This is a genomic window from Shewanella sp. SW24 (assembly GCF_025653395.1).
Lineage (GTDB): Bacteria > Pseudomonadota > Gammaproteobacteria > Enterobacterales > Shewanellaceae > Shewanella > Shewanella oncorhynchi.
This window is the reverse complement of the sequence record NZ_JAKKSH010000002.1, coordinates 116960-127304: the sequence shown is the minus strand read 5'-3', so window position 1 is coordinate 127304 and position 10345 is coordinate 116960. Positions and strand designations below refer to the sequence as shown.

Genomic DNA, 10345 nt, shown 5'->3' with positions numbered 1-10345 from the left:
AGCTGTGGCACTCTTGAAGAACATAGTGACACTCATCGTAAAACCTGTGCTTATCATCTGTGTCACTTAATGGGGATGCAGATTACCTGAGGTTTCGGGTCGATACAATCATCTGGGACTGGAATTTATTGGCTTTCGTTGAGTAATGGTATTTTCTGTGCGTTATGTTGGGTTTTCGTTGACCGCTTGGGCTTTTTAATACTTTGATAGTGGAAGAATTAAATTTTTAGGGGCGATAAAGACCGCTTTTTTGAGTTAGCGGGGTAAAATAGCCCAATATTGGCTTAAGCCTCCTCTGCAAGGAATCAGACTGTGCGGCTAAACCTGTTAATTTGGGCGCAAAACCTTGGCGCAATTGCAGCAAAAAATTTGCGCATAGGATGGCGTTCAGGGTCGTTCTAAGAATTGCTCTAATTAGAGTGCTGCTAAGAATTGAACTCAGGCTTAGTTGAAACTATTTAAGATGCATAATGAACTCAGAGAATGATGAACCAAGACAATACCCAGATATGAATGTTGCTAAGTGCTCTCCAAAAAGCCAGACAATGATAACCATCAGCCGCAAGGCTTTGTCCTGCAAGGCTCTCAAATGACCGACTCCAGAACATCTAGCAAAAACGGCGTGAATGTGGATCTATTTTTTATTCCACTGAGTGATATTTCATTGCCGCAAACATCACTCGCTCAGTCTTGGTTAAGTGATGATGAACTCGCCAAGGTCGCGCGTTATCGCGATCCCAAGGCGCAAATGAAGGGATTACAGGTCAGGGCAGCGTTGCGGGCCGTGTTATCTCGCTATGCGGATTTATCGCCACACGAGTGGTGTTTTGAATATGGCGCTAAGGGTAAGCCGAGTTTAACGGCAAAATTGCAACAGCAAACGGGGCTTGAGTTTAACTTAAGCCATAGCGGCGATTGGTTATTGATTGGTGTGGCTCAGTTTCATGGTGTTGAGTCTGGTTTATTTGGGGTCGATATTGAAAGATCGCGGCCGAAGACGGATATCTATCCAATCCTAAATCATTATTTTTCCGCCCAAGAAACTGCGGCTTTGTTGACCCTTGTCGATGAAGCGAGTCAGCGGCAGCGCTTTTTCGATTTATGGGCGTTAAAGGAATCCTATATTAAGGCGACTGGCCTAGGTTTAGCGCAGTCGCTTAAATCCTTCGGCTTTGATCTTAAGCCATTCGAGCAATTGGTGGCCGGATCGGTTGAGCTTAGATGCCAAGATGCAGCGTTGATGCCGTTCTGTAGTGTAGCGCCTTTGCTGAGTGTCTATCCTAATATTCCGCTGCAAACCATTGATGCAAGTTCATTGTATTGGCAAACCTATTTTGGGCGTTTGACCGAGGAATACCGTTTTGCCGTGAGCTTAGGGCATGCTGGTAACACCGAGATTTCCATAATGCTAACGGCGCAACTGAGCAACATAGAAGCCTTACTTACCGATTATGGTTAACTTGTCTTATTCATCTTCGGTTAAACATTGCTGGGTATAGTCACGCCCATAATATTTTGAATTTGAATGAAATAAATGAGGTTTAACAATGAAACGGATTAAGTGCCTAATACCTGCCACTATGATGGTGTTGCTATCTGGTTGTGGTTATTTTGGTGGCGATGAAAAGCAGCAATTAGAGCAGGCTTGGTTAGCCCAAGATCCACAGTTGCAGCAAGTGGTTGAGCAAATTCGTGCCAATGGCTTAGATGTTGTGGCTCAAAGCGCGGCAGCAGGCACAGTTTCGGCCTGTGTGGCTGAAAAACTCAGCCAAGATCCGCTGGGTAAGTTAGTCAATGTTGAAGGCTCGCTGGTGGAGTCCGCTAAGGTGGCAGAGTTGCTGGGTGACTTACAGAAAGTAATGGAGCAAGACATCAGTTTTGATCAGGTCGCGAGCTTGCTACAAAAGGGCGCCGATGCGGCGGCTTATGCTAAAAGTCTTATCGAGCAACAAGGTTTAGATCAAGCCTTACAAAGCCTTAAGCAAATGGTGACCGCGAGCGAGCAATTTGCCCAGCAAGACTTAGGCGGGCATTTTCAGCAGTTATTGCTTGAGTGCAAAACTTCAGTCCCAACGCCAGAGTCTGCGAATTAATTCTCTTACTTTAATCTAGCCTTTAAAGATTGCACGAGAGAACATGCCGTGCAAATGACTATCCGTACTTCACTCTTTTGCTTACAGAACACGACTCGCCAAGTGTCAGAATGGTTAGTGCTAGTGTAATTTTTCCATAAAACGCCCTGAAGATTCAGGGCGTTGATTTGGTTATTTTGTGCTTGGTAATGGGACGATTTCAAAGCTTTCATCGAACTTTACTAAGGTCGACGCTATCTTACCGAAGGCATCTTTATCACCTTCTAACTTGGCAGTACCCTTGGCCAGTAACTCTTTAAGTGTGACTTTTCCGAGTAAAATCCCCGTAATATAGCGTTTATCAATATAAAGATTGGCATCGGCCTCCATTGGTTTATCAACCTTAATATTGCTTAAATTACCGTTGCTTAGTTCCACATAGAGCGTTTCTTGGGTGTCGGGGTTAATCACATTAAGCCTGATTAGCCCAAGTTCAGCAGCTTTGAGGCTATCGACTTTTACGGCGAGGAAGTCAAACAGGGTCGATATGTCCATTTCTCCTAAAATATCTGCTGAGGCCGATTTAGGCGCGCCGGGTTGAATGCCTACGCGTAACTCTTGGGCGCCAGTGAGGTAAATGTTGCGCCAGCCAGCCCCTTCGGCTTGATAACCCAGTTGCTCATAGGTATCGGCAAGTAATTGTCTTGCCTCTTTGTTATTAGGTTCTGCCATCACGACTTTATTGAGTGCGGTGGCCACAAAACGGTATTCACCTTGGGCATAGTCGGCTTTGGCGTGTTTCACGACGGCTTTGGCACCGCCCATATACTCCACAAATTTCGTCGCTTCATCTTTTGTCGGTAGTGGGTTTAAGTTGGCGGGATTCATATCGAAATAGCCAAGGTACATGTTGTACACGGCTTTGGCATTATGGCTGTAGGTGCCATGGTAACCATTGGTGTACCAAGTATCGCGCACAGCCTTAGGGATAGTGGTTTGAATAGCATCGCCAATATCTTGAATACCCACGCCATTATTGGCTAAACGCAGGGTTTGATTATGCACTAGGCCATAGTTATCCCTTTGCATTCTTAAGTATTGGTTTATATCAGTATTGCCAAATACGGGGGCTGAGTGGGCAGTGAATATAACCTGTGCATCATTACCAAAATGAGTCAGTAATTCGTTGATATCCTTAGACCATTTTATCGCATCTCGGACTTTTGCCCCGCGTAATGTATAAATGTTGTGCATGCCGTGGTAGGTGAGCTCTGCGGTCCACAATGCTTTCATTGAGGGAATATAGGTGGCCATTTCCGAGGCGGCTTCTGTGCCTGAGGCATCCATAAACACCATGTCGATACCATCAATGGTGAGTGTTTCCCACTTGTCTTTGGCATTTAAGGTGACATCGGGTTTAACGTAGGTCACTTCGCCTTTGGATAATCCCTTAGCAAGTGCGGCATCGACAATGCCTTGATCGTTTCGCTCTAATGTGGCGCCGTATTGATAGGCGGCGCGGCGGCTCATGGCATTACCAGCGAGGACGTTTTCGTCGACAATTTCTTTGGTGATGTTATTGGAACCATAGACTTTGACGTTTGGGAACATGTCTTTGATGGCGCGGGAACCGCCAAAATGATCTCCATGACTGTGGGAATAAATCATTGCGACTACGGGTAAGTCATTGCCCTCGGGCAAGTGTTTAAGCGCAAACTCAAGGGATTGCTTTGCAGACTCTTTGGTCAGCAGTACGTCATAAAGGATCCAGCCCGTTTTACCGCGGATAAGGGTTAAGTTCGATAAGTCTGTGCCACGCACTTGATAAATGCCATCTGTGACCTTGTATAAGCCGTTAGACACCATATTCAACTGGGCTTGGCGATAAAGTGAAGGGTTTACTGTGTCTGGGGTTTTGTCGCCAATAAAGCTGAAATCGGCACGTAAAATGGCTGCTGTTGGCTCATCTAGTTCAGCAATAAGATTTTTAGAAAACTCTTCAAAGGCTTTTTTATCGGCAAAATTAAGGCTTGCTGCTGAGGCTTTGTTTACCGCAATGGTTTGCTCGGTGGCAGGCTTTCCCTGATAGTGCAGGCTGATATGTTCATGCTCGTGTTCAGCAGCCACGGCGCTTAAAGAGAAGCTGGCGATAATACTCATTGTCATCAAAGATTTTTGCATTATTTTACCTACCAAAAAGTGGGATAGTGTCGTTGATGGTTTGAGTATAGCCAGCTTGTGTATTTAGATAACTCGAGTTAGCTTGGGTTGTAATATTCATATAGTGAATGAGTGCACTCTTTTATGCCGACACGAAAGCCATTAGATTTAAATTTATTACGCGTGTTTATGGTGGTTTACCGTACTCGTTCATTCACTCAAGCGGCACAGGAGTTAGATTTAACTCAGTCTTCCGTGAGCAATGCGATAAGCCGGTTCAGGGCTTGGGTCGGGGAGTCGCTGTTTAATCGAGTTGGACGGGGAATTGAGCCTACATCGGTGGCACGGGAGATGTACCGTAAATTTGAGCAGCCCATGGCGGATATTGAAACCGTATTACTGGGGTTTGAGCATTTTGATCCCAACTCGAGCCAGCGGCGCTTTTATGTATATGCTAATGAGTCGGTTATCGAAGCGCTGCAATCAGGCGTGCAGGCTTTGTTACAGAATGCGGATATTGAAGTCATTTTCCGCGAGTCGCCGCCGCAGGAGGATGAGCTATATCGCGATATTTTGCTTGAGCGGGTCGCCGTTGCGATAGACATTAAGCCCGCGCAGCAAAGTTTGCTCTCGAGCAAATTACTCTTCACCGAAACCCTCGTTTGTATCGTCAGTTTGCAGCATCCTCGTATTCAAGGTGCTATCACCCATGGGCAGTATTTTGAGGAGAAACACGTCTTTTTAAATATGCGGCGCTTTAATCTTACTGCAGGGGATTTGTTTACCGAAGGTGTGTTACCAAGGCGCAAAATGTACAGTGAGCAATCATCTTTATTGAGTATGTTTGCAACTGTCGGCAAAAGTGAGGCGATAGGCATAGCGCCTTTGCGGTACGCCAGTCAGTACGCTGAGATGTTCGGTTTACAGATTTTACCTATGCCCCTGAAAACAAGGCCAATTGATTTGTATATGGTGTGGAGCAGTAAATATACCCAAAACCTGAGCCACCAATGGCTACGGCGTTTATTGCTTAATGCGAGTGCAAACACTGTGAATAAAAAAGCTCTGAATCTAGCGAGCAGCTAGGGCTAGCGATTCAGAGCTTTGTTGCAGTTTTTAAATTTTATTTTCTATCTCAGATTGTTAATCTAATCGCCTAAGAAGGTCATTACTGTCTTGCGAGTCTGTGGCTTTCACCAGGTTGCTCGAAGTCACTGCGATAAGGGTTGATATCTAAACCACCGCGACGCGTGTAGCGGGCGTAAACTGTCAATTTAGTGCAATGACAGAAACGTTTTAAATCGACGAAAATTCGCTCGACACATTGCTCGTGGAATTCGTTATGTTGGCGGAAAGAAATCAAATAGCGCAGCAGTTTCTCGCGATCGATTTTAGGGCCTTGATAACGGATCATCACGCTGCCCCAATCGGGTTGCGAAGTGATCAAACAGTTGGATTTCAGCAGGTTTGAATTAAGTGTTTCCGCGACCGTTTGCTTATCGTCTGTACTGTTAACTAAGTAATCAGGATTAAAACTATAATCGCTGACTTCAATATCGAGATCGTCAATACAAGTGCCTGGTAACTCAATAATACGCTGAATACCAAAGCTTTTTGGTTCGATGATTTTAACGCTAATATCACCTTGAGCACATTGGCTTAAGTCTGCGACTAAGGTCTTTTGCAGTGAATCTATGCTATCGAACTTGGTTTGATTAAAGCTATTGAGATACAGTTTGAACGATTTCGACTCAATCAGATTCAGGCTTTCATAGCTTAAATGAAATTCAGCTATGGCCACCATAGGCTTACCTTTGGCATTTAACCAAGACAGCTCATAACCCGTCCAGATATCGGCACCATGAAACGGTAACGTCCCAGTGAGTGCAATAGCATTACGGTTTAGTGAGCGTGGAACCCCTTGCAGCAGCGACGCATCATACTCGGCTTGGTAGTCTGTGGCTTTACCTAAAGTCAGGCCAACAAGCGCTTGCGCATCACTATAGGGATCGTGATTCTGTGTCATCAATACTGTTTCCATGTCAAAATAGGCGCACATTATACCTGAAATTGGATTGTGCTTAAGTGTCTTGTCTGCCCGCACTCGATAAATTTTTGCAAAACTATCATCAAGCTTACTTAACGAGTTTAGGTGAACTACCGCGTTATTACCCACAGGGTGAGCCTTCTGTGTGTATTCAAGGCGAATTTCAACCCGATCTTGAACAGGCTGTTTCTTGGCAGCCAGTGAAACGCAAAGTTGAAGGCAGTTTCGCCAATGTAGAGCATGCACTGGAGTTAACTTTATGGCCAGAGATCAATGATTTTTACGGTCATTATTTCTCCGCCCCAGTATTATTTGACTCTAAGTGGGGCACGGGGGAGTTACTGCAAGTCTGGAATGATGACGATTTTAACTGCCTGCAACAAAACTTGATTGGTCATCTGATGATGAAGAAAAAACTGAAGCAGTCACCGACTTGGTTTATCGGTCTGTTAGATGAGGGAGATAAAATGCTCACCATCAATAACAGTGATGGTAGCGTATGGATTGAAATCCCTGGTGAAGTGCAATCTGAGCAATTGTCCTCGAGTTTGACTGCGTTTATTGAAGCATTATCGCCACGGATAGCACCACCCGTTAAACATGAAGAATTACCTATGCCCGCATTAGAACATCCTGGTATTTTCGCCAGTTTTAAACGTATGTGGCAAAACCTTTTCGGTAAACGTTAACTTCTGTGAGCGACATTTTTATTATCAACCTAAGTATTAACTCAACCTAAGCGTGGCTTATTTTAGGTTGAGTTTTGCAAGGGGATAAACAGATGTTATTGATGATCCCAAGACAGATTCGACACTATGCGGCAAGGCTCGCAGCGAAAATGAAACATATCCAATAAAGGTTCATCGAGTTTCCAATCATGACTGCCACAACGTGGGCAAGGTCGCGTTTTTTCTGAAGCCAAATCTTGGCCGCCAACGCGATATAAGTAGTAATAGGTCGGGATCTGAGTGAGATATTCGATACGACCGCGCAAATCCCAACCTCTACGAAATAAATCACTGTCCGGACTCGATAATTCCTCAAGTGCGGCAAATTCTGCTTTGGTGGCCGCCGCCATTTGTAACTCATCACAGGCTTGCCATTCGCTCTGCCAACGGATAATACGTTTATGATCGCCATTAAAGGTTGCGGGTATACGGTACAGTGGAATGGGCAATAAATTGTCGCCGCTGCGTAGGGGCGAGCACATATGCACAAAACTGGTGTATAGCAGTTGCCAGCTGGGTGTTTCGGTATTACTTACTTCAGAATTGATATCCTGACCAATAAACTTTTCCCGCGGCGCGAGTAGTTTAGCGTCGGTTAATTCTACTAAGGCTTTTTTGACCCAAGGGCTGTAATATTTGTGCGCTAAACTGCTTTTCTCTGGCATCAATAAACGCACTCTAAACTCACCGTCATTAAAGGCGACCGCAAATTCTCGTCCTAAGATTTGACCATTAGCTCGATAGGCTTCAAGGAGCTGATTAATTGCCTTCTCGGCGGCAGATATCGTGGTGTCGGCGAAGCATTCGAAGCGCAGTTCAGTGACAAACATTAAGCTGTTTTTCCTTGGATTTCTAATAAGTTGATGCGTTGTTTAAGTTCAAGCAGTTCGTTTTTTAATTGCATTATTTCTGTTTTTTGCTGCTCAGCATGACGTTCAAAATACGCCTGTTGCATCTGCAGGCGCTCGGCGAGCACTGCAAGGGTTAAGGTATCGTTAGTTGCGGGAGTGTCAGTTGTAGGGCTGATAGTTTGCAACTCAGCTAAACGCTCGCGATCCGCCTTAGGCATAGATTTAAATTGCTGTAAGCCTTGGATCAATATAGGTAAAGGTAGGCTACTACCTAAACGGGTTTTAATTAAGGCAAGGCTCGGTACTTTACCGCAGGCTTCGAGCGAACGTGCGGCCGCTAATACTTGGTCAAGGGGACTCATAATTAGCAAAATTCCTTAATTTGTTGAATTGTTTAAACCAATTTTAAAATAATAATTAATTTTTTCATTTAAAAACAGTGTGTTGTCTTGTGGCATTTATTTTGCTTATTGTCCAGCCGAAATACCATTTTTTAAGCTTCAATAATAATTACACAGGATGTCACATGATGAACCATAAATTGAATAACAAACTTATCGCCATCACTTTTTTAGGGCTCGCAAGCTTAGGTCTTAGCGGCTGCGTGGTCAATGTCGGTGATGGAGAATCGGGTTGGGATAGCAGCGAATCTTGGGAGAAAGTGCAGGATAAAAATCGCACTAACTTAACCAAACTGAGTTTAGGTATGCCTAAAGACCAAGTGATGATCTTAATGGGCACCGCTGATTTTAGTGAAGCCTATATTCAACAAAGTGCTCAACAAGGTGAAGCCAATAAAGAAGTCTTAGTGTTGTTTTATCGTACCCAGCGTAATAATGGCGATGGAAAAACCACTAAGGATGAATGCACGCCTATCGTGCTGAGCAACAATGCCTTAGTGGGTTGGGGTGAAACGGCTTACGGTAAAATCTGAACCAACGAGTCTTATCGTTTACGTAGCTGAGTGTCTAATTGCTCAATGGGCTCAGTCCAGAGGGCATCGGCTTCTAAACCTTCAATGATAAAGCTCTTTTGGGCAGGGGTCCAAAAGGGCGCTTGGCTTAAATGGATGTGATGGTCGATATCATGGGTTGCAATAAACTGCGCTATGGCCTCGTCGCTACTGTCTAAACCGAGTTGCTCAAACAAGTGGCTTAAGTCTACTGGAGTTGTATCCATCATTATTTCCTTTTCAGTATAGTGCCTTCGTTTAGAGTAAGCGCCTGATTGAAAAATGCAATCTATGATTAAAATTTGCACTTTTTAGTTTCCTTGGTAGATTAACAGTTACGCATAAAAAGTGTGAGCTAAGTCAAGGAATGCTAACGATGGACAATGAAATTCTGGAGGACTGCCGCGCAGTCTATTTGACCGCGGAAGACTTACGCATTGCCGCTTCTATTCTCTATAACGCTTACCATGATGATCCTTTTTTTGTCGATTCACTCTTTACCTCAGACAAAGCCGCTTATGAGCAAAAATTGCGCGCCGCAATCAGGGAAGAACTCAATACGTTATGGCAACAAAAACAAGCCCTCATTGGTTTATTCGACCATGAAAGACTCTTTGGGTTAGCCTGTGTAGTTACTCAAGAAGTGCCTTTAGGTGAAGGACGTTATTGGCACTGGCGCTTAAAGATGTTGTTAGGTACAGGTTGGCAATCGACTCAAGCGCTAATGAACAAAGAGTCCAGTATTATTGAACTTTTACCCAGTAAGCACTGCGGTATTTTGCAGTTTATTGCTCTTGCACCAAATGAACAGCATAAAAGACTTGGACATAAGTTAGTGCAAGCTGTGGTGAGTTGGTGTGATGAGCAGCCTGATTTGGATGGCATTGGTGTGTTTATCGCTCAGGAAAACCACTTGCAACTGTTTACTCAGCATGACTTTGTATCCATAGGCGAGCTGAGTATTGGCAGTGTCCATGGCCAGCTTTTATTCTATTCGGTTCAACAAGATGACTAACTCTTATAAACGTTTCGCCAATTTTTATCCTTTCTATTTATCCCAACACCAGCACCCGACTTGTCGGAAATTACACTTTGTTGGCAGTTGTTTAGTTCTGCTGCTGATTGGCATTGCCTTGGTTTCACAAGCCTGGTGGCTATGTTGGTTTATTCCTATTGTTGGTTATGGTTTTGCATGGGTGGGACACTTCGTATTTGAGAAGAATCGACCCGCGACATTTCAGTATCCTTTTTACAGTTTGATGGCAGATTGGGTGATGTTTGCTCAGATGATTCGCCGCTTTTTTAAACGTTAAAAAAACTGCTCGAGTGAGATGCCCATGCCCGTGTGAGAGATCGCTTACAAACGTTGTAGGACATAATGTTTTCTTTTTGATTGTTTTTTGTCCTACAATATTTAATTTCAAATAGAATCATTGGGTTGTATTTATTTTTCTTTGGTTGGTCCGTAATTAATTTTGTAGTCCGTTCTTTGAGCCGAACAAAAACGTTAGGGTTAACGTAGAATTCACTCATGG

Annotated in this window: 12 protein-coding genes; 7 read left to right on the top strand and 5 right to left on the bottom strand. The window is 44.1% G+C overall.

Going from position 1 to position 10345, the window contains the following annotated elements:
- Positions 1-589: 589 nt before the first annotated feature.
- Positions 590-1459, top strand: coding sequence for a 4'-phosphopantetheinyl transferase family protein (locus L5M17_RS02475; RefSeq protein WP_317629583.1), 870 nt, complete (start codon positions 590-592; stop codon positions 1457-1459).
- A gap of 88 nt (positions 1460-1547) precedes the next feature.
- Positions 1548-2093 carry a hypothetical protein gene (locus L5M17_RS02470; RefSeq protein WP_263144978.1) on the top strand — a complete coding sequence of 182 codons (546 nt, stop codon included), beginning with the start codon at positions 1548-1550 and terminating at the stop codon, positions 2091-2093.
- 171 nt (positions 2094-2264) lie between these two features.
- On the opposite strand, the gene L5M17_RS02465 is transcribed toward L5M17_RS02470, so the two are convergent.
- A complete protein-coding gene (locus L5M17_RS02465) occupies positions 2265-4253 on the bottom strand; it encodes an alkyl/aryl-sulfatase (protein ID WP_263144975.1) in 1989 nt (662 codons plus the stop codon).
- Between the two features lie 123 nt (positions 4254-4376).
- Between L5M17_RS02465 and L5M17_RS02460 the strand changes: the two genes are divergently transcribed.
- Entirely contained in the window at positions 4377-5318 is a 942-nt protein-coding gene (locus L5M17_RS02460) for a LysR family transcriptional regulator (protein ID WP_263144971.1), read from the top strand.
- Positions 5319-5400: 82 nt separating this feature from the next.
- Here L5M17_RS02460 and queF read toward each other — a convergent pair whose 3' ends face one another.
- On the bottom strand, positions 5401-6258 hold the full coding sequence (gene queF / locus L5M17_RS02455) for an NADPH-dependent 7-cyano-7-deazaguanine reductase QueF (RefSeq protein WP_263144967.1): 858 nt from the start codon (positions 6256-6258) through the stop codon (positions 5401-5403).
- 59 nt (positions 6259-6317) lie between these two features.
- On the opposite strand from queF, the gene syd reads away from it, so the two are divergent.
- Complete coding sequence (gene syd, locus L5M17_RS02450) at positions 6318-6968, top strand: SecY-interacting protein (protein WP_028760624.1); 651 nt, start codon at positions 6318-6320, stop codon at positions 6966-6968.
- Positions 6969-7063: 95 nt separating this feature from the next.
- Here the strand turns inward: syd and L5M17_RS02445 are convergent, their stop codons facing one another.
- A complete protein-coding gene (locus tag L5M17_RS02445; protein ID WP_263144964.1) occupies positions 7064-7837 on the bottom strand; it encodes a Zn-ribbon-containing protein in 774 nt (257 codons plus the stop codon).
- Positions 7837-8220, bottom strand: coding sequence for a hypothetical protein (locus L5M17_RS02440; protein ID WP_131523814.1), 384 nt, complete (start codon positions 8218-8220; stop codon positions 7837-7839). The genes L5M17_RS02445 and L5M17_RS02440 overlap by 1 nt, the downstream gene beginning before the upstream one ends.
- Before the next feature lie 164 nt (positions 8221-8384).
- Between L5M17_RS02440 and L5M17_RS02435 the strand changes: the two genes are divergently transcribed.
- On the top strand, positions 8385-8792 hold the full coding sequence (locus tag L5M17_RS02435; protein WP_028760621.1) for a DUF3192 domain-containing protein: 408 nt from the start codon (positions 8385-8387) through the stop codon (positions 8790-8792).
- 11 nt (positions 8793-8803) lie between these two features.
- Here L5M17_RS02435 and L5M17_RS02430 read toward each other — a convergent pair whose 3' ends face one another.
- Positions 8804-9037, bottom strand: a complete 234-nt coding sequence (locus tag L5M17_RS02430; RefSeq protein ID WP_028760620.1) for a DUF2789 domain-containing protein — start codon at positions 9035-9037, stop codon at positions 8804-8806.
- Between the two features lie 149 nt (positions 9038-9186).
- On the opposite strand from L5M17_RS02430, the gene L5M17_RS02425 reads away from it, so the two are divergent.
- Positions 9187-9825, top strand: a complete 639-nt coding sequence (locus tag L5M17_RS02425) for a GNAT family N-acetyltransferase (RefSeq protein ID WP_263144961.1) — start codon at positions 9187-9189, stop codon at positions 9823-9825.
- Positions 9818-10123 (top strand): DUF962 domain-containing protein, encoded by a 306-nt coding sequence (locus L5M17_RS02420; RefSeq protein WP_263144958.1) that lies wholly within the window; start codon positions 9818-9820, stop codon positions 10121-10123. Before L5M17_RS02425 ends, L5M17_RS02420 begins: the two co-directional genes overlap by 8 nt.
- The last annotated feature ends 222 nt before the right edge of the window (positions 10124-10345 follow it).

What these genes read in the sequence shown, in the direction of transcription:
- L5M17_RS02440 (WP_131523814.1), bottom strand. Translation starts at nt 8,220, where the DNA reads ATGAGTCCCCTTGACCAAGTATTAGCGGCCGCACGTTCGCTCGAAGCC.
- L5M17_RS02445 (WP_263144964.1), bottom strand. Translation starts at nt 7,837, where the DNA reads ATGTTTGTCACTGAACTGCGCTTCGAATGCTTCGCCGACACCACGATA.
- L5M17_RS02435 (WP_028760621.1), top strand. Translation starts at nt 8,385, where the DNA reads ATGATGAACCATAAATTGAATAACAAACTTATCGCCATCACTTTTTTA.
- L5M17_RS02470 (WP_263144978.1), top strand. Translation starts at nt 1,548, where the DNA reads ATGAAACGGATTAAGTGCCTAATACCTGCCACTATGATGGTGTTGCTA.
- L5M17_RS02475 (WP_317629583.1), top strand. Translation starts at nt 590, where the DNA reads ATGACCGACTCCAGAACATCTAGCAAAAACGGCGTGAATGTGGATCTA.
- L5M17_RS02420 (WP_263144958.1), top strand. Translation starts at nt 9,818, where the DNA reads ATGACTAACTCTTATAAACGTTTCGCCAATTTTTATCCTTTCTATTTA.
- queF (WP_263144967.1), bottom strand. Translation starts at nt 6,258, where the DNA reads ATGACACAGAATCACGATCCCTATAGTGATGCGCAAGCGCTTGTTGGC.
- L5M17_RS02465 (WP_263144975.1), bottom strand. Translation starts at nt 4,253, where the DNA reads ATGCAAAAATCTTTGATGACAATGAGTATTATCGCCAGCTTCTCTTTA.
- L5M17_RS02430 (WP_028760620.1), bottom strand. Translation starts at nt 9,037, where the DNA reads ATGGATACAACTCCAGTAGACTTAAGCCACTTGTTTGAGCAACTCGGT.
- L5M17_RS02460 (WP_263144971.1), top strand. Translation starts at nt 4,377, where the DNA reads ATGCCGACACGAAAGCCATTAGATTTAAATTTATTACGCGTGTTTATG.
- L5M17_RS02425 (WP_263144961.1), top strand. Translation starts at nt 9,187, where the DNA reads ATGGACAATGAAATTCTGGAGGACTGCCGCGCAGTCTATTTGACCGCG.